Raw genomic sequence first — 18,624 nt, 5'->3', positions numbered from 1 at the left:
CCGGTCGTTTCTTCCTCGACTGCCCTGTTTTCCCGCTCGGGGGCTTCGCTCAGATGGTCCGCGCAGGTCGCCCGCTCGGGTCGTCCGCGCAGGTCGCCCGCTCGGGTCGTCCGCTCAGGCCGGGTCGGGCACGCGGCGCACCGTGAACTCGCCCTCGGCGACCCGGGCCCGCAGCTCCTCGCCCTCCGCGGCCTCCTCGGGGGAGCGGACCACCGTCCCGTCCGCCCGCTGGAGCACCGCGTACCCCCGCTCCATCGTCGCGGCGGGCGACAGCGCCCGGACCCGCGCCCGCGTGTGCGAGAGCTCCGAGTCCGCCCGGTCGAGCAGGTGCCCGAGGACCCGTCGGCTCCGGGCCAGGAGCGCCGCCACCTCGTCCTCGCGGACCTCCACCATGCGCTGCGGGTGCTCCATGACGGGCCGCGCGAGCGCGTGCGCCAGGCCGCGCTCCTCCCGGTCCAGGAGCCCCTGCACGGTCCGCAGCGCCCGGTCCCGCAGCCCGCGCACCCGGTCCAGCTCCTCGCCGACGTCCGGGACGACCTTCTTGGCCGCGTCCGTGGGCGTCGAGGCGCGCAGATCGGCCACCAGGTCGAGCAGCGGGGAGTCCGGCTCGTGCCCGATCGCGGACACCACCGGCGTACGGCAGTCGGCCACCGTACGGATCAGCTGCTCGTCCGAGAACGGCAGCAGGTCCTCGACGCTGCCGCCGCCCCGAGCCACGATGATCACGTCCACGTCCTCGTGCGCGTCCAGCTCCCTGACCGCCCCGACGACCTGCGGGACGGCCTTCACGCCCTGCACCGCGACGTTCCGCACCTCGAAGCGGACGGCCGGCCAGCGACGGCGCGCGTTCTCCAGGACGTCCCGCTCGGCCGCCGAGGCGCGGCCGCAGACCAGGCCCACCAGGTGCGGCAGGAACGGCAGCGGCTTCTTCCGGTCGAGGGCGAACAGCCCCTCCGAGGCCAGGCTCCGCTTCAGCTGTTCGAGCCGGGCGAGCAGCTCGCCGATCCCGACCGGCTTGATCTCCACCGCCCGCAGCGACAGCTGCCCGCGCGGCGCGTACCACTCGGGCTTGGCGTGCACGACGACCCGGGCGCCCTCCGAGACGACGTCCGCGACCGCGTCGAAGACCTGGCGGTAGCAGGTGACGCTGATGGAGATGTCGTGCGAGGGATCCCGCAGCGTCAGGAAGACGACCCCGGCGCCGGGGCGCCGCGACAGCTGCGTGATCTGCCCCTCGACCCAGATCGCCCCGAGCCGGTCGATCCACCCCCCGATGAGCCGGGAGACCTCACCGACGGGAAGCGGTGCTTCGGCGGACGTAGTCAGAGCCATGGACCGAGCGTAACCGCGCGGTACGACAACGTCAGGGGCGCGTACGGCCGGCCGGCCCGCCCGGGAGCTCCGAGCGGCGTCACGCGCGCGTGGACGTGGTCTGCGTGCGCGGCACAGGCTTCACGCGCACGACACGTGCTCTACGCGCGCGTGGACGTCCTCGTCGCGCCCTGGACGGCGAGGACGACGAGGCCCACCCCCAGCCACACCACACCCACCACCTGCGCGGCGGGCGAGGCCTCGACGATCACCGCGATCAGGATCGCCGCGCCGACCACCGGCAGGACGACGTGCTTCAGCCAGTGCGGCGGCCCCTCCGCCCGCCGTACGGCGAACCAGCCCACCACGCTCGCGTGCAGCAGGACGAAGGCGGTCAGCGCGCCGACGTCGACGACCGAGACCAGGTGGTCGAGGCCGTCGTCCCGGCGCGCCGCCCACACCGCCGCGATCATCGTCACCGTCGCCGCGACGAGCAGCGCCACGCGCGGGACGCCGCCGTCGGTGCGGGCGAGGAGGTGCGGAAGACGTCGGTCGCGGCCCATCGCGAACAGCAGCCTGCCGCCCGCCGCCTGCCCCGCGAGCGCCGCGAAGGCCGCGCCGATCGCCTTCGACGCGGCCACCAGGTCGTGCAGCCAGTCGCCGACCGAGGCGTCCACGGCGTCGTAGAAGGCCGAGCCCTGCTTGGCCGGGTCGGCGGCGAGCTCCGCCGAGGAGACCGGTTCGAGGAGCGCCACCAGCCAGGTCTGGGCCACGAACAGGACGCCCGCGAGCGCCAGGCAGAAAAGCACCGCCCGGGCCACCTTCGCCGAGCCCCCCGTGACCTCCTCCGCGAAGGAGGCGATCGCGTCGAAGCCCAGGTAGGACAGGACGGCCACCGACACCGCGCCCACCACCGCGGCGAGCGAGAACGCGGTGTCACCGGTGAGCGGCGACCACCCGTCGCGCAGCGCCCCGTCCCGTACGAGCACCACCACCGCCGACACGACGAAGACCAGCAGGACGACGATCTCCATCGCGAGCACCGCGAAGCCGACCCGGGCCGCCGCCCGCACGCCCCACAGGTTCAGCAGCGTGGTGACCACCACGGCGATGCCGGTCCACACCCACCGGTCCACCTCCGGGACCAGCGCCTCCATCGCGATGCCCGCGAAGAGGTAGGCGACGGCCGGGATCAGCAGGTAGTCGAGCATCGCCATCCACCCGGCGATGAATCCCGGCCCCTCCCCGAGGCCCTTGCGCGCGTACGTGAAGACGGAACCGGCCTGCGGTGCCACCCGCACCATCTGGGCGTAGCTGAACGCCGTGAACGCCATGGCGACGGTGGCCACGACGTACACCAGTGCGACGGCCCCGTGCGACTTCGCGTCGAGCGTGCCGAAGACCCCGACCGGCGCCATGGGGGCGATGAACAGCAGTCCGTACACGACAAGGTCGCGGAATCCGAGATTCCGACGGAGCCTCTCGTGGTCCGCCACCTGCGTCTCCTGAGCCATGGCGCCAGTTTCGGCCACGGCGCCGCTCCAACCGCTCACCGACGCGGCCTTACGATGGGACGCATGACTGCAACGCCCGCGCCGACGCCCGATTCCGCCTCCGCGACGAACCGCCCGAAGCGTGTCCTGCTCGCCGCTCCCCGTGGCTACTGCGCGGGCGTGGACCGTGCCGTGATCGCCGTCGAGAAGGCCCTGGAGCAGTACGGAGCGCCGATCTACGTCCGGCACGAGATCGTCCACAACAAGTACGTGGTCCAGACGCTGGAGCGGAAGGGCGCGATCTTCGTCGACCAGGCGACCGAGGTGCCGCCGGGCAACATCGTGATGTTCTCCGCGCACGGCGTCGCCCCCACCGTCCACGAGGAGGCCCGCGTGGGCCGGCTCGCGACCATCGACGCCACCTGCCCGCTGGTCACCAAGGTCCACAAGGAAGCCGTCCGCTTCGCCAAGGAGGACTTCGACATCCTCCTCATCGGCCACGAGGGCCACGAGGAGGTCATCGGCACCTCCGGCGAGGCGCCCGACCACATCCAGCTGGTCGACGGCCCGGAGGACGTGGCCAAGGTCGAGGTCCGCGACCCCTCCCGGGTCGTCTGGCTCTCCCAGACCACGCTCTCGGTCGACGAGACGATGGAGACGGTCGACGCGCTGAAGGAGAAGTTCCCGCAGCTGATCTCCCCGCCGTCCGACGACATCTGCTACGCCACGCAGAACCGCCAGACCGCCATCAAGGAGCTCGCCGGCCAGGCCGAGCTGGTGATCGTCGTCGGCTCGAAGAACTCCTCCAACTCGATCCGCATGGTCGAGGTCGCCAAGCAGGCCGGCGTCCCCGCCGCGTACCTGGTCGACTTCGCCAGCGAGATCGACGAGGCCTGGCTGGAGGGCGTGACCAGCGTCGGCCTCTCCTCCGGCGCCTCCGTCCCGGACGTCCTGGTGCAGGAGGTCCTGGAGTGGCTCGCCGAGCGCGGCTACGCGGACGTGGAGATCGTCAAGACGGCGGACGAGTCCCTGACCTTCTCGCTGCCCAAGGAGCTCCGCAACAAGGACCTGCGGGCCGAGGCCGAGAAGCTCGCGGCGACCGCGCCCGCCGCGCCCGCCGCGCCCGTCAAGGAGTAGCGCGGCGCGCCTGCCCTTACCGTGGGGTCCATGAACGTCTTCGGAGTGGACATCGGCGGCTCGGGCATCAAGGGCGCGCCCGTGGACCTGGAGCACGGGGCGCTCGCCGAGGAGCGCCACAAGGTACTGACCCCGCAGCCCGCCACACCCGACGGTGTGGCGGGCTGCGTCGCGGAGGTCGTGGGGCACTTCGGCTGGACGGGACCGGTGGGGGTGACCTTCCCCGGCGTCGTGACCGGCTCCACCGTCCGTACGGCCGCCAACGTCGACAAGTCCTGGATCGGCGTCGACGCCGGCACCCTGATCAGCGACCGCCTCGGCGGGCTCCCGGTGACCGTCCTGAACGACGCGGACGCGGCCGGGGTCGCGGAGATGACCTTCGGCGCGGGCCGGGGCCGCAAGGGCACGGTGATCCTGCTGACCCTCGGCACGGGCATCGGCTCCGCCGTCTTCGTCGACGGCCGGCTCGTCCCCAACACCGAGCTGGGCCACCTGGAGCTCAAGGGCCACGACGCGGAGACCCGGGCCTCGACCAAGGCCAAGGAGGACGAGGGCCTCACCTGGGAGCACTGGGCGACCCGGCGGCTGAGCAAGTACCTCGCGCACGTCGAGATGCTCTTCTCGCCCGAGCTCTTCATCATCGGCGGCGGTGTGAGCCGCAAGGCGGACAAGTTCCTGCCGCTGATCAAGGGCATCCGCGCGAACATCGTCCCGGCGGAGCTGCAGAACAACGCGGGGATCGTGGGGGCGGGGATGGCGGCGGGGACGGCGGCGAGGTTGGTCTGAGGGGCGGGCGGGGTCGAGGCGGGGCGGAGCTCCGGGATCCAATATCCGGCATACAAATCTCAAATATTGGATCCGACCTACAGGCTCCAGGATCCCGCAGATCGGATCCAGGATCAGAGATCCTGGATCCGGACTACGCCACGGGCCGCCGCCCCGCCGCCGCAGCAGCAGCACGCTGATGGCGCCGCCCCATGTCCCGCAGCTTGCGGACGCTCGCGATGAGACCGGCGACGAGGGTGCCGCCGTAGAGCCAGCCGGCGTGCACGGCGAGGGCGGTCACGACGGCCATGGCCTGGCCTCCGAAGCCGCCCGTGCCGCCCGCGATGGGGACGACGCCGACGGCGAAGGCGATGGGGACGCCGATCGGGGCGGTGACCAGGTCGGCGGTCCGGACCCAGAGCGCGGTCAGGGCGCTGACCGGCAGGAACAGCAGCCCGTAGGCGACGGGGGAGCCGTCCAGGAGCAGCTGGTCGAGGAGGCCGAGGGCCAGCATGACGGCGGAGGCGAAGAGCCCGGCACCGAGCCCGGTGAGGCGGGGCGAGGGGAGCCGGCGCAGGGCGAGGACGACCGGCGGCACGGGTCGGCGCCCGGCGGGCCGCCCGGACGCACGGGCCGCAGGGCCGCCGGCGACCACGGCCCGCTCCACGCGGGCGCGACCGGGCGCGCGGCCGGCCCTGCCGGTCACGCGGTAGACGGCCGCGCCCTCCACGAGAGCGCCGGGCGGTGCGACCGGCGGCGTGGCGGGGGTCTGCGGCCTTCGGCGACCTTGCGGCTGACTTGTCCTGTGCTGCTCCACCCGACCAACGTAGGTCGGAAAGGGGCGGGAACCGGGTCCGGGACACGCCCTTTGGGTGACCTTGCCCCCGAGAACGACCGAAGGTCTCCGTCACTGGCCGGTTCGGCCCGCCCGTAAACTGGGGGATCGGCCCACCATCCACACTTCAGGAAGTCGCCACCGTGTCGCTCACGATCGGAATCGTCGGTCTGCCGAATGTCGGCAAGTCGACCCTGTTCAACGCCCTGACCAAGAACGACGTGCTGGCGGCCAACTACCCGTTCGCCACGATCGAGCCCAACGTCGGCGTCGTCGGTGTCCCCGACCCCCGCCTGACCAAGCTCGCGGAGATCTTCGGCTCCCAGCGCATCCTCCCGGCGACGGTCGACTTCGTCGACATCGCCGGCATCGTGCGCGGCGCGAGCGAGGGCGAGGGCCTGGGCAACAAGTTCCTCGCGAACATCCGCGAGTCGGATGCGATCTGCCAGGTCATCCGCGCCTTCAAGGACGAGAACGTCGTCCACGTCGACGGCAAGGTCTCGCCGAAGGACGACATCGAGACGATCAACACGGAGCTGATCCTCGCGGACCTCCAGACGATCGAGAAGGTCCTGCCGCGCCTCCAGAAGGAGATGCGGATCAAGAAGGACACGGCGCCCAAGGTCGCCGCCGTCGAGGCCGCCCAGGCGATCCTGGAGAAGGGCGACACCCTCTTCTCGCAGGGCATCGTCCAGGGCTCGGAGAAGGCGGAGCTGCTGCACGACCTCCACCTCCTCACCACGAAGCCGTTCCTGTACGTCTTCAACGTGGACGAGGACGAGCTCACGGACGACGCCTTCAAGGCCGAGCAGAGCGCCCTGGTCGCCCCGGCCGAGGCGATCTTCCTCAACGCCAAGCTGGAGCAGGACCTCGCCGAGCTCGACGAGGAGGACGCCATGGAGCTCCTCCAGTCCGTCGGCGCCGAGGAGCCCGGCCTCGCCACCCTCGCCCGCGTCGGCTTCGCCACCCTCGGCCTCCAGACCTACCTGACGGCCGGCCCGAAGGAATCCCGCGCCTGGACGATCAAGCAGGGCGCGACGGCCCCCGAGGCGGCCGGTGTCATCCACACCGACTTCCAGAAGGGCTTCATCAAGGCCGAGGTCATCTCCTTCGCCGACCTCGTCGCCACCGGCTCGGTCGCCGAGGCCCGCGCGGCCGGCAAGGCCCGCATGGAGGGCAAGGAGTACGTCATGCAGGACGGCGACGTCGTGGAGTTCCGCTTCAACGTCTGATCGGCTTGTCGCCGCGTGCGAGGTGATTTCGCAGGCACGCAGGTGAGAAGGGGCCGACTCCTCGTGGAGTCGGCCCCTTCCGCATGGCCGTGACGGCTCAGGGCGCGGGGTCAGGCGTGGGGGACCGCCGTGGCGAGGACCACCTCGAACTCCTCCAGGCTGGTGGTGGTCGCGCGGGCCTTCGTCGTGGCCTCTCCTCGGACCGATGCGACCGCGCCGCGGGATGCCACGAGTGCGTTGCGGTCGCCGTAGAGCGCGCCGACGGCGGCTCTGCCCCGGTCGCGGTCGACGAGGAGGGAGATGCCGTCCAGTCCGGGGATCTTCTGGATCCGGGGCAGTGAGGTCTCGCGGAACGTGTCCACCAGCAGGTCGATGTCGGCCGGCTCGACGTTCATGCGGACCAGCCGGAAGCCCCCGCCGGACCCGAGGTCCTCCGCGCGCCGGGCGACCGCCGCCTCCCAGTTGTCGACCATCGTGGTCTGCGCGAAGGGCGCGAAGAGCTCGGCCCGCCGCTTGCTCAGCTTCTCGAAGCTGGCCTGCCGGGAGGCCTCGTCGTCCCACCACGATCCCACCAGGAGCTTGCCGAGATCGCGGTCGACGAACAGCCCCATCCCGCGATAGCCCGGCTGCGCCGACAGCAGCTCGCGCCCCTCGGTCCGGAGCGCCTCGGCGGCCCCGTCGAGCTCGGCCGGATCACCCGTTGCGTAGATGCTGCGAACGTACATAGCTCCCTTTCCTGCCTTCCGGGGGCCCGTGCGGGCTCATGTCTCCCCCTCCATGCGAGGGCCGGGGCCGAGGGAGGGCAACGCGGCGGGGGCAATCAGGTGAAGCCCCCGAGCGATGTGACCGTGGCCACCCGGCGGAGGTGACGGAGGGGGCCCGCGTCGGCGCGGGTGGTCCTCCCGCCCACGTATCCTCGATTTCTCGGAAAACGGGGGAGAGGGATCGCGGAGGTATACAGGTGGAGTTCCGGCTGCTCGGCTCCGTCGCGTTGGTGACGGAGGACAGGGACGTAGCCTTGGGGCCCGCCAAGCGGTCCAGTCTGCTGGCCATGTTGCTGCTGCGGCCCAACAGTGCCGTGAACGTCGGTCAGTTGATCGACGCCCTGTGGGAGGAGGAGCCGCCCACGCACGCCAAGACCGTCCTCCAGGGGCACGTCTCGCGGCTGCGGGCGCTGCTCGCCGAGCACGGGGCCGAGGCGTACGGGGTCGAGCTCGCGACGCAGGGTTCGGCGTATGTGCTCCGGATGCCCGAGTCGCTCGTGGACGCCCACCGCTTCGAGGAGCTCGTCGGGCTCGCCGGCGTCCAGCGCCGGCCCGCCGACGCGGTGCGGATGCTGCGGGAGGCGCTGTCGTACTGGCAGGGGCCCGCGCTCACCGGCACCGTGCACAGCAGGCCCCTCGAAGCCGCCGCGAGCGGCCTGGAGGAGATGCGGCTCGCGTCGGTGGAGGCACTGGCGGAGGCGTACGGGCAGCTCGGCGAGCACGGCAGGGCCGCCGCCGTCCTGCGTACCGAGGCCGTCGCCCACCCGCTGCGCGAGTCCCTGGCCGCCGCGCTGATGCTGGCGCTCGCCCGCTCCGGCCGGCAGTCCGACGCGATCGACTGGTACCACAGGACCCGGCGGCTGCTCGCCGAGGAGCTGGGCGTCGACCCCGGCGAGACCCTCGGCGAGGCCTACGCGACGCTGCTCCGCTCCGCCGCTCCCGTCTCCGTGCCCCGTCCCGCCGTCGAGGTCAGGGCCCCGGCGCCGGAGGGCCTGCCGCGGGCGCCGCGCGGCTTCACCGGCCGCGGGGCCGAGCTGGCCGCGCTCGACCGTGCCGTGCGTGCCGGGGACGGTCCCGTCTGTCTCGTCACCGGGCCCGCCGGGGTCGGCAAGACCGCCTTCGCCGTCCACTGGGCCTACGAGCGGCTCGCCGACTTCCCCGACGGGCGGCTCTTCGCCGACCTGCGCGGTTTCAGCGACACCCCGGCGCCCGAGACCGCCGCCGTCCTGCGGGAGTTCCTGCTCGCCCTCGGCGTCCCGCCGCAGCGGATCCCCGAGACCGTCGACGCGCGCGGGGCGCTGTTCCGCTCCCTCACCGCCGGACGCCGACTGCTCGTCGTCCTCGACAACGCCCGCTCCTCCGAGCAGGTCCGGCCGCTGCTGCCCGGCGGCGACCACTGCGCGACCCTCGTCACCAGCCGCGACCGGCTCGGCGGCCTCATCGCCTCCGACGCCGCCCGCCCCGTGCCGCTCGGGCACCTCAGGGCGGCCGCCTCGGCCGCCCTGCTCACGACCGTGCTCGGCGAGGAGCGGGTCGCCGCCGAACCGGCCGCCGCCACCCGGCTCGCCCGGCTCTGCGACGGACTGCCGCTCGCCCTCCGGGTGACGGCGGCCCGCCTGGCCGAGCGGCCGCAGTGGACGCTCGATGCCATGGTGGCGGAACTCGCCGACGAGCAGGGCCGGTTGGCGTTGCTCGACGTGGAGGATCGGGGCGTCTCCGCCGCGCTCCGGCTCACCGTGCAGCAGCTGCCGGAGTCCGCCGCCCGGATGTTCCGCGCGATCGGCCTGCACACCGGCTCCGACCTGGACCGGTTCGCGGCGGGCGCGCTCGCCGGGACGACGCCCGGGCAGGCCTCCGCCGACCTGGACCGGCTCGCCGCCGCGCACCTGCTCACCGAGGCCGTCCCCGGCCGCTGGACACCGCACGACCTGGTGCGCCTCTACGCGCGCCATGTCGCCCCGCAGGCCGACCCCGAGGGCCTGCCCCGGCTCCTCGACCACTACCTCTACACGGGCCTCGCGGCCGACGCCGCCGCCGAGCCCGGCTCGCAGCCCTGCTACTCGCTGCCCGCCGACGCCCGACGGCCCGCCGCGACGAGGGAGTTCGAGGACCGTACGGCGGCGCTCGACTGGTACGCGGCCGAGCGGCCCGCCCTGGAGGGCGCCGTCGCCGCCGCGGCCGCCCTCGGGATGCACGACCGGGCCTGGCGGATCGCGCTCGTGCAGTGGCCGCTGATGCTCATGCGGATCGGCGACGGCTGGACGCCGCTCCTGGAGGCCGGGCTCGCCTCCGCCGAGGCGATCGGCGACCTCGATGCGCAGTCACGCACGCGTGCCCTGCTCGGCTGGATCCTGCACGAGGAGGGCCGGGACGCCGAGGCGCTGGTCCACCTGGAGAAGGCGCCCGGGCTGGCCGCCCGGGCCGGCGACCCGATCAGCGAGGCGATCGCCTACGTCAACTACGCGGCCGTCCTGGACGCGAGCGGGGAGCACGAGCGGGCCGGGCTGCTCATGCTGCACGCCGTCGACCTCGCCGACCGCACCGGCCACCCGTCCACCCAGGTGCTGACCCTCCAGCACCTGGCGGGCCACTGCCTGAAGGCGGAGGAGTACGAGGCGGCGCTCGCGCACACCCTTCGCGCCGGGGAACTGGTCGCGCCCGACGCGGTGGTCACCCGGGCCTCGCTGCAGATCACCCGGGGCGAGGCGCTGGCCGGTATCGGCCGTCTCGAAGAGGCCGCCGACCAGCTGGAACGCGCGATCGTCGCGGCCGACGCGGCCGGTTTCACCGAGGGTTCGGCGCGGGCGGCGGCGCACCTCTCGCGGCTGACAGCGAATCGTTAGCGGTACGCAAGCGGGACGGCAGCGCCGGCCGGGAAGCTGGATGCAGCACCGGGGAGAACAGTCCGGTGCCGCGAGGCGCACGCACCGAGCGTGCGCCCCGACCGACCGCGTCAACGGGGGAGAACCACCATGCGCAACCACCGCAGGAACACCGTCCTGGCCGCCGCCATCGCCGCCCTCTCGCTGGGCCTGACCGCCTGCGGCGGCGGGGACGACGCCGCGGGCGCCAAGGACGCGGGGAGCGCGAGCTCCTCCCAGGCCGCCGCGGGTGCGGGTGACAACGGCGCGGCCGGCGGCGGCACGGCGGACCAGACCGCCGCGAAGGGCGGCTCGGGCTCCACGGGCGGCTCGGCCACCGGCGGCTCCACGGCCGGATCCACCACCGGTGGCTCCACGTCCGGCTCCGCCACCGGAAGCACCGGCTCCACCGGTTCCACCGGTGGCAAGAGCTCCGCCGCGACCCCCGCCTGCGCCTACGGCGACATCAAGGTCACGGCGGCGAAGGCGGACGAGGTCCCGACCGAGCACATCACCCTCACCGCCACCAACACCTCCGGCCGCTCGTGCACCCTGCTCGAGTACCCGCTCATCGCCTTCGGCCCGATCCAGACCGCCAAGGACGTCCCGGCCGTCGCGAAGAGCAAGCCGGCCGCGCCGATCGTCCTGAAGCCCGGCGCACCCGCCTACGCGAACGTGCGGATCGCGCTCGGCGGCGTCCACGAGGACAACAAGGTCGTGAACGAGTTCAACGTGAACCTCTTCGCCGCCCAGGGTCCGGCCGAGGGCAGCATCGTCGTCAAGGCCCCCGCCGGCGGCCTGGCGGTCGACGAGGCCGCCGCGAAGACGGGCTACTGGACGTACGAGCTCCGCAACGGCGCCGACGAGTTCTGATCCGTCAGGCCGCAAGACCCGTCTTCGCGCCCGCCCCGCACAGCGGCACCACCGTGAGGCCGGGGCGGGGCGGGGCCGTGCTCACCGCGGCCCAGCAGGCCACGCCGGTCGCCTCGACGAACAGGCCCCGGCGGGCCAGGTCCCTTTGCGCCGTACGGATCTGATCCTCCGTCACCGTCAGGAACGTGCCGCCCGTCGCGCGGACCGCCCGCAGGATCTGGCGGGCGCGCGGCGGGGCCGGGATCGCGATGCCCTCGGCGAGGGTGGGGCGGGCGTCGGCCGGCCGTGCGAGGTCCTCCGCGCCCGCGTGGAAGGCCTCGGCCAGCGGGGACACGGCCGCCGCCTGGACGGCGACCAGGGCGGGCCGGGTGTCGACGAGGCCGTGGCGGTGCAGCTCGTCGAGGGCGAGGGCGGCGCCGAGGAGCAGGGTGCCGTTGCCGACGGGGACGACGATCGTGTCCGGGAGGCGCCCGCCGAGCTCCTCCCACAGCTCGTAGACGTAGGTCTTGGTGCCGTGCAGGAAGTACGGGTTGTGGACGTGCGAGGCGTAGAAGACGCCCGGCTCGTCGGCGGCCTCGCGCGCCGCCCGGGCCGTCGCCTCGCGGTCGCCGGGCACCTCGACGACCCGGGCGCCGTGGGCCCGGATCTGCTCCAGCTTCTTGGGGGACGTGCCCCCGGGGACGTACACGACGCAGTCGAGCCCGGCCCGCGCGCCGTACGCCGCGATCGCCGTGCCCGCGTTGCCGCTGCTGTCGGCGAGCACCGTGCGGGGCCGCAGTCGGCGGGCGTGCGCGGCGAGCATCACGGCGCCCCGGTCCTTGAAGGACAGGGTCGGCATGAGGAAGTCGAGTTTGGCCGAAACCGAGTCGGTGAGGCGGACGAGCGGTGTGCGGCCCTCCCCGAGGCTCACCTCGGGCCCGTACGGGAGCGGAGGTAGCGCCTCCGTGTAACGCCACAATGAATTCACGCGTGAGGCGAGTGACGGGAGGGAGACCGGCGCACTCGTGAACGCGAGGTCCCAGGGGCCGCGACACCGGGGACAACACCAGGTGAGGGCGTCGGTGGGGGACTGGATCCGGCAGCGGGGGCACTCGTAGGCGGTCATGAGGGGCAGCATGTCAGGCCTGTGCCACGGGTGTTGCGGAGCTGTGAGGACCCTTGTGAGATTCCTATGGATCCGTCAATCTTTCGCTCGGCAGCCGGACGTTCGAGACGGCGCGGGCCTCCCGTGTCGTATTGACATGTCCATGTCGCAATCGTGTCGTGCTCCTGTCTTGCCCCCACGAGGAGGACCCCCCACATGTCAGTGATGCGTACACCGCGTCGCCGGACGGCCACCGCCGCGGCCATCGCCGTCGCCGCCCTCGCCCTCGGCTCCCTCACCGCCCTCCCGGCGGCCGCCGCGCCGACCGCCCCCGAAGGCGTCATCGAGAACGCCGGCGCCGAGGGCACCGTCCCGGGCAGCTACATCGTCACCCTCGACGAGTCCGCGCAGGCGGAGACCGCCAAGGGCCGGGCCGTCGCCGCCAAGTTCGGCGCGAAGATCAAGCGGACCTTCACCACGGCGGTCAACGGCTACTCCGTCGAGCTCTCCGAGGCGCAGGCGCGGAAGCTGGCGGCCGACCCGGCCGTGAAGTCCGTCGTCCAGAACCGCGTCTTCCACATCGACGGCACCCAGCCCTCCCCGCCCTCCTGGGGCCTGGACCGGATCGACCAGCGGGCCCTTCCGCTGAACCAGAGCTACACCTACCCGGACTCCGCGGGCCAGGGCGTCACGGCGTACATCATCGACACCGGCGTCCGCATCACCCACACCGACTTCGGCGGCCGCGCCTCCTACGGCTACGACGCCATCGACAACGACAACACCGCCCAGGACGGCCACGGCCACGGCACCCACGTGGCCGGCACCGTCGCGGGCACGTCGTACGGCGTCGCCAAGAAGGCGAAGATCGTCGGCGTCCGCGTCCTCGACAACTCCGGCTCCGGCACGACCGAGCAGGTCGTCGCGGGCATCGACTGGGTCACGCGGAACGCCGTCAAGCCGGCCGTCGCCAACATGAGCCTCGGCGGCGGCGTCGACTCCGTCCTCGACGACGCCGTCCGGAACTCGATCGCCTCCGGCATCACCTACGCGGTCGCCGCCGGCAACGAGACCGACAACGCCGCCAACCACTCGCCCGCGCGCGTGGCCGAGGCCATCACCGTCGGCGCCACCACGTCGAGCGACGCCAAGGCCAGCTACTCCAACTACGGCAGCGGCCTCGACCTCTTCGCCCCGGGCTCCTCCATCACCTCGTCCTGGGGCACCGGCGACACCGCCACCAACACCATCTCCGGCACGTCGATGGCGACCCCGCACGTCGCCGGCGCCGCCGCCCTCTACCTGGCGGACAACCCGACGGCGACCCCGGCACAGGTCTCTACGGCCCTGACGACCGCCGCCACCCCGAACGTCGTCACCAGCCCCGGCACCGGCTCCCCGAACAAGCTGCTGTACGTCGGCGGCGGCACCACCCCGCCGCCCACCGGCCCGAAGTTCGAGAACACCGCGGACTACGCGATCAACGACAACGCGACCGTCGAGTCCCCGGTCACCGTCAGCGGCGTCACGGGCAACGCCCCCGCCACCCTCCAGGTGCCCGTGAACATCGTCCACACCTACATCGGTGACCTCCAGGTCCAGCTGATCGCCCCCGACGGCACGGCGTACACGCTGAAGGCCTTCGGCACCGGCGGCAGCGCGGACAACATCAACACCACGTACAGCGTGAACGCCTCCTCGGAGGTCGCCAACGGCACGTGGAAGCTGCGGGTCACGGACAACGCGGCCTACGACACCGGGAAGATCGACTCCTGGGCCCTGCAGTTCTGATCCCGATCCGAACCGGCGAGGGGCGGTCGTCTCGTGACGGCCGCCCCTTCCGGCCATGTCCCTTCCGGGCGCGTCCTTTTCGGCCGCGCGCCTTCCGGCCGTGCCCCTTCCGCCCGGCGGGCCCCGAGTGGCCGCTCCCTCCGCCCCGCCGCGTACGATGCGCGCCCGAGCGTTTGTTCGCATCGTCCGCCCGCAACAGGAGCACGTACTCGTGGAGCCGAGCCAGCCGACCCCGCCTCCCGGGGGCGGACCGCAGTCCGGGGGATGGCCCGCCCCCGGCCCGTACACCTCCCCGGGAATGCCGTACGCGGCCGGCCCCTACGGCGGCCCGCCCGGGGGGCCGGGAGCCGCCCCGTACGGGCAGCCGCCGCGACGCTCCACCAACGGACTCGCCATCGGCTCCCTCGTCTCCGGCATCGTCTGCTGCCTCCCGCCCCTCGGTCTGATCCTCGGCCTCGTCGCCCTCCCGCAGATCAGGAAGAAGGACCAGGCGGGCAAGGGGCTCGCGATCGCCGGCATCGTGCTCTCCGCCGTCAGCTCCCTGCTGCTCGTCGTCGGCCTCGCGAGCGGCGGCTTCAGCTCGGCGTGGAACGGCTTCCAGGAGGGCGTGGACGAGGCCTCCCGCTCCAAGTCGCCGTACTCGCTGCGTACGGGGCAGTGCTTCACCGACGGCAGCAAGGGGGAGAAGTACGCGACGGACGTGAAGGTCGTCGACTGCGCCCGCCCGCACGACGGCGAGGTCACCGGGGACTTCGAGGTGACCGGCTTCGACAAGTGGCCCGGTGACGACCCGATCGACCAGCTCGCCCAGACGCGCTGCGAGGCGGTCAACTCGTCCTACGCGCTGGACACCTGGAAGATCCCCCAGGACGTCTGGACCTACTACTACCTGCCCAGCAGCCAGAGTTGGCGCCTCGGCGACCGGACGGTGACCTGCGCGCTCGCCACCGAGAAGACGTCGTTCAGCGGCTCCCTGCGCTCCGACTCGACCAGCCTGACCCTCGATCAGGAGCAGTTCCTGCTGAGCCTCAACCCGGTCGAGAAGCTCGGCCACGAGGAGCCGGAGGACGACCCGGACGAGGACTTCGAGGCCAACCGGAAGTGGGCCGGCGAGATGCTGGCCGCGATCGACTCGGCCCGCGCGGGCGTGCGGGACCACGACTGGCCCGGCACGTCCAAGGCCGCGCTCGCGGCGCTCGGCAAGGAGCTCGACACGGCCTCGAAGCGCTGGGGCGAGCTGGCCGCGGCGGCCGACGCGGACGCCTATTGGGGGGCGTACGACGCCGCCTGGGACGCCCTTCCCGAGGACCTGGGCGCCGACGCGCGGGCCGCGCTCGGCCTGACGGACGCACGGCCGGCGGGCGAGGGCACCCAGGCCTGAGCCGGACGCGTCCGTACGGGGGCGGGGTTACGGGGACGGGCGGGGTTACGGGGACGGGCGGGGTTACGGGGACGGGGGCGGGGTCACGGGGGCGGGGCCGGGTCTCCCTCGTCGGGAGGCCCGGCCCCGCCGTGTGCGGACCGGGACGGCGCTCCGGGGACGGCGGTCCGTGACCGACCGCCGTCCCCGGAGCACCGTGAGCGGCGGGGTGCCGGTCCGCGGCTGGTGGACCCGGCACACGTGGGCCGGGGCGTTCGGGCAGAACCTATTGGTCTGGACCAATAGGGGTCAAGAGGTCCGGGCGACATCTCCCCGGCCGACCGCGGGTGGCCGGGATTGTCATCACTTCGAGTGAAACTCTGGCCCATGCTTGCGGATCGCGACCGTCGGTTGTCAGGCTGTAGCTGTCAGTCAACCTGAGGGGAGTGTCCAGTGACGTTCGGTGAGCAGCCCGCCTACCTGCGCGTGGCGAGCGATCTGCGGGAGAAGATCGCCAACGGCTCGCTTCCACCGCATACCCGCCTCCCCTCGCAGGCACGCATCCGCGAGGAGTACGGGGTGTCGGACACCGTCGCGCTGGAAGCCCGCAAGGTGCTCATGGCCGAGGGGCTCGTGGAAGGGCGGTCGGGCTCGGGGACCTATGTGCGCGAGCGTCCCGTGCCCCGGCGGATCGCCCGCTCCGGCTACCGTCCCGCGTCCGGCGCCAGCCCCTTCCGCCAGGAGCAGGCCGCCGAGGGGACCCGCGGCACCTGGGAGTCGAACAGCGAGCAGGAGCCGGCGAGCGTCGAGGTGGCCGAGCGGCTCGGCATCGAGCCGGGGGAGCGGGTGATGCGGACGCGGTACGTGTACCGGGACGGGGGCGAGCCCATGATGGTCTCCACCTCCTGGGAGCCCCTCGCCGTCACCGGCCGGACCCCCGTCATGCTGCCCGAGGAGGGCCCCCTGGGCGGCTGCGGCGTCGTCGAGCGCATGGCGGCCATCGACGTGGTCGTGGACAACGTGGTGGAGGAGGTGGGGGCCCGGCCCGGCCTCGCGGAGGAGCTCCTCGCCCTCGGCGGGGTGCCGGGGCACGTGGTCATGGTCGTGGAGCGCACGTACTACGCCTCGGGCCGCGCCGTCGAGACGGCCGACGTCGTCGTCCCGGCCGACCGCTACCGCCTCACGTACCACCTGCCGGTGCGCTGACCGGCGCCGACCGCGCGGCGGATGCCCGCGCGGGGGCGACGGGCGGTCGGTCCCCGGGGCTGGGCGAGGGCGACGGCGGGCGGTCCTCACGGCCGGGTGGCGACGGTCGCCGGTCCTCATGGCCGGGCGGCGACGGCCCGGCAGCCCCTGTGGCGGAGTGGAAGTGGCGGCCTGCCGGTCCCTGCGGCCGAGCAGAGGTGACGGGTGGTCAGCCCCTGGAGCCGTACCGCGACGACGGGCCGTCAGCCACGTGACTCCGTGTCCGTGGCGGCCGCGCCGCCGCCGGCGGCCGTCACGAGCCGTTCCTGCCATGCTCCTTCCGTCGCCGCCGGCCCGCGACCGTAGCCGCCGGCCCGCGACCGTCGTCGTCGCCGCGACCGCGACCGTCGCCAGGCCCGCGACCGTCGCCAGGCCCGCGACCGTCGCCAGGCCCGCGACCGGCGTCACCATCGCCTCCACTGTCACCACCGCCTCCGGCGTCGCTACCGCGTCCGGAGCCAAGGCCGCGTCCGGCGTCGCTACCGCCCAGGCGCTGACGCCACCCCCGGCACTGACGCCGCGCCCGTCGCCGACACCACCCCCGGCGGCGTCGCCCGCACCCGGCCGCGCTGCCCGCCCCCGGCCGCGTCGCCCGCCCCCGAAGGGGCTTGCGGCATGCCGCGCCGACGGGCGCGTCCGGCCGCGCCCGCGTCGTGCGCGATGCCTTCCGGCGCGGAGGCCCCCTGTGGGCGGGCGGCCCGCGTCTGCGGGGAGGCGCTCCCGCCCGTCCTGATGCCGGCCTCGTCCCGTCCTGGTGCCGGCCTCGCCCGTCGTGGAGCCGCTCCCGCCCTGATGCCGGTCCTCGCCCGTCCTGGTGCCGCTGTCGGCCGGCCCTGGTGCCGGTCCCGCCCGTCCTGAGCCGTTCCCGCCCGTCCCCGCCGTGGCGCCCAGAGCGTGCCCTTCGGCCTCCCTCCGTCGGTTCTCGGCCGATCCGTGCCTCTTTGTGAAAACCCGTATCCGCTGTGTGAAGGTCAGGCGTAAGCTCCGGCATATGCGGATTGCGGTTTCCCGGAGATCCTTGACGGCACCCGGACCGGCGGAGGGAGAAGCCTGATGACCGACAGCGGCCCCGTCCTTCCCTGGCTCGTCATACGCCAGGACGACAACGGCAACCGCTACCGGGTGGGGCGGTACGCGACCAAGGACGAAGCCCAGAAGATCGCGGACAGCCTCGACGACCGCGGGCACAAGCAGCTCTACTGGGTCGAGCGCATCGGCAGTCCCGCCCTCTGACCCCGGCGGGCGCCGACCGGGCCGGGCTACGCTCGCGCCCATGACGGAACGCACCACCGACCCCGCCGCGCCCCACGAGCACCACCGCGACGCCGGCCCCGGCCAGGGGGCCGGCGTCGTGGTCGTCGTCGCGGGCGCCCTGTACGACCGGGGGCGGCTGCTCGCCGCGCGCCGCAGCGCCCCCGTCGAGCTCGCCGGCCGCTGGGAACTGCCAGGCGGCAAGCTCGAACCGGGCGAGAGGCCGGAAGAGGCCCTGGTCCGCGAACTCCGCGAGGAGCTCGGCGTCGAGGTCGAGCCGGGCGAACGCCTCCCCGGCGAGTGGCCGCTGAAGCCCGGATACGTCCTGCGGGTGTGGACCGCCCGGCTGCTCTCCGGCGAACCGCGCCCCCTGGAGGACCACGACGAGCTCCGCTGGCTCTCGCGGGGCGAGCTGGACTCGGTCGACTGGCTCGACCAGGACCGCCCCGCCGTCGCCGAGGCCGCGCTGAGACTGCCGGCGGCCCCCGCCGACGGAGCGCGCGACTGAGTCCCTACGCCGTTCGTGCCACCGTGCGCCCGCTGACGCGCCCGGCGGGATATCCCGTCCTAAATAGCGGGTATGTCCAGAATGACCCCCCTGGGAGGGGGCATGGACCTTCCT

General features: G+C 73.4%; 15 protein-coding genes. 10 read left to right on the top strand and 5 right to left on the bottom strand.

Features of this window, described 5'->3' with window-relative positions:
- Positions 1 to 114 precede the first annotated feature (114 nt).
- Positions 115 to 1,332: an exodeoxyribonuclease VII large subunit gene (gene xseA, locus BLW86_RS13485; RefSeq protein ID WP_093874270.1), complete on the bottom strand. Its 1,218-nt coding sequence runs from the start codon at positions 1,330 to 1,332 to the stop codon at positions 115 to 117.
- 140 nt (positions 1,333 to 1,472) lie between these two features.
- The gene (locus tag BLW86_RS13480; RefSeq protein ID WP_093874269.1) at positions 1,473 to 2,825 is read right to left on the bottom strand and encodes an APC family permease; all 1,353 of its coding nucleotides are present in this window, start codon (positions 2,823 to 2,825) and stop codon (positions 1,473 to 1,475) included.
- Between the two features lie 54 nt (positions 2,826 to 2,879).
- On the opposite strand from BLW86_RS13480, the gene BLW86_RS13475 reads away from it, so the two are divergent.
- The gene (locus tag BLW86_RS13475; protein ID WP_093874268.1) at positions 2,880 to 3,941 is read left to right on the top strand and encodes a 4-hydroxy-3-methylbut-2-enyl diphosphate reductase; all 1,062 of its coding nucleotides are present in this window, start codon (positions 2,880 to 2,882) and stop codon (positions 3,939 to 3,941) included.
- A 30-nt stretch (positions 3,942 to 3,971) separates the two neighbouring features.
- Entirely contained in the window at positions 3,972 to 4,727 is a 756-nt protein-coding gene (ppgK, locus tag BLW86_RS13470) for a polyphosphate--glucose phosphotransferase (RefSeq protein ID WP_093874267.1), read from the top strand.
- Positions 4,728 to 4,860: 133 nt separating this feature from the next.
- Here ppgK and BLW86_RS13465 read toward each other — a convergent pair whose 3' ends face one another.
- A complete protein-coding gene (locus tag BLW86_RS13465; protein WP_093874266.1) occupies positions 4,861 to 5,523 on the bottom strand; it encodes a DUF6542 domain-containing protein in 663 nt (220 codons plus the stop codon).
- A 161-nt stretch (positions 5,524 to 5,684) separates the two neighbouring features.
- On the opposite strand from BLW86_RS13465, the gene ychF reads away from it, so the two are divergent.
- The gene (gene ychF, locus BLW86_RS13460) at positions 5,685 to 6,773 is read left to right on the top strand and encodes a redox-regulated ATPase YchF (RefSeq protein WP_093874265.1); all 1,089 of its coding nucleotides are present in this window, start codon (positions 5,685 to 5,687) and stop codon (positions 6,771 to 6,773) included.
- A gap of 110 nt (positions 6,774 to 6,883) precedes the next feature.
- Here the strand turns inward: ychF and BLW86_RS13455 are convergent, their stop codons facing one another.
- Positions 6,884 to 7,498: an antibiotic biosynthesis monooxygenase gene (locus BLW86_RS13455; protein WP_093874264.1), complete on the bottom strand. Its 615-nt coding sequence runs from the start codon at positions 7,496 to 7,498 to the stop codon at positions 6,884 to 6,886.
- 236 nt (positions 7,499 to 7,734) lie between these two features.
- Between BLW86_RS13455 and BLW86_RS13450 the strand changes: the two genes are divergently transcribed.
- Entirely contained in the window at positions 7,735 to 10,380 is a 2,646-nt protein-coding gene (locus BLW86_RS13450; RefSeq protein ID WP_093874263.1) for an AfsR/SARP family transcriptional regulator, read from the top strand.
- A gap of 129 nt (positions 10,381 to 10,509) precedes the next feature.
- Positions 10,510 to 11,271 carry a DUF4232 domain-containing protein gene (locus tag BLW86_RS13445; RefSeq protein WP_093874262.1) on the top strand — a complete coding sequence of 254 codons (762 nt, stop codon included), beginning with the start codon at positions 10,510 to 10,512 and terminating at the stop codon, positions 11,269 to 11,271.
- A 4-nt stretch (positions 11,272 to 11,275) separates the two neighbouring features.
- On the opposite strand, the gene BLW86_RS13440 is transcribed toward BLW86_RS13445, so the two are convergent.
- Positions 11,276 to 12,388 (bottom strand): threonine synthase, encoded by a 1,113-nt coding sequence (locus BLW86_RS13440; RefSeq protein ID WP_093874261.1) that lies wholly within the window; start codon positions 12,386 to 12,388, stop codon positions 11,276 to 11,278.
- A gap of 183 nt (positions 12,389 to 12,571) precedes the next feature.
- Between BLW86_RS13440 and BLW86_RS13435 the strand changes: the two genes are divergently transcribed.
- From BLW86_RS13435 to BLW86_RS13415, 5 genes are all read left to right on the top strand, one after another.
- Positions 12,572 to 14,146, top strand: a complete 1,575-nt coding sequence (locus tag BLW86_RS13435; RefSeq protein ID WP_093874260.1) for a S8 family peptidase — start codon at positions 12,572 to 12,574, stop codon at positions 14,144 to 14,146.
- A gap of 211 nt (positions 14,147 to 14,357) precedes the next feature.
- Positions 14,358 to 15,527: a DUF4190 domain-containing protein gene (locus BLW86_RS13430; protein WP_177181642.1), complete on the top strand. Its 1,170-nt coding sequence runs from the start codon at positions 14,358 to 14,360 to the stop codon at positions 15,525 to 15,527.
- A 432-nt stretch (positions 15,528 to 15,959) separates the two neighbouring features.
- Positions 15,960 to 16,712, top strand: a complete 753-nt coding sequence (locus BLW86_RS13425; protein WP_093874258.1) for a GntR family transcriptional regulator — start codon at positions 15,960 to 15,962, stop codon at positions 16,710 to 16,712.
- A gap of 1,092 nt (positions 16,713 to 17,804) precedes the next feature.
- Positions 17,805 to 17,984, top strand: a complete 180-nt coding sequence (locus tag BLW86_RS13420) for an SPOR domain-containing protein (RefSeq protein WP_093874257.1) — start codon at positions 17,805 to 17,807, stop codon at positions 17,982 to 17,984.
- Between the two features lie 40 nt (positions 17,985 to 18,024).
- Positions 18,025 to 18,510 (top strand): (deoxy)nucleoside triphosphate pyrophosphohydrolase, encoded by a 486-nt coding sequence (locus BLW86_RS13415; protein WP_256341302.1) that lies wholly within the window; start codon positions 18,025 to 18,027, stop codon positions 18,508 to 18,510.
- Positions 18,511 to 18,624 lie beyond the last annotated feature (114 nt).

Origin of the sequence: Streptomyces sp. TLI_105, assembly GCF_900105415.1 — a bacterium.
Lineage (GTDB): Bacteria > Actinomycetota > Actinomycetes > Streptomycetales > Streptomycetaceae > Streptomyces.
Note: the sequence above shows the minus strand (reverse complement) of the source record. Positions and strands in the feature narration are given on the sequence as shown.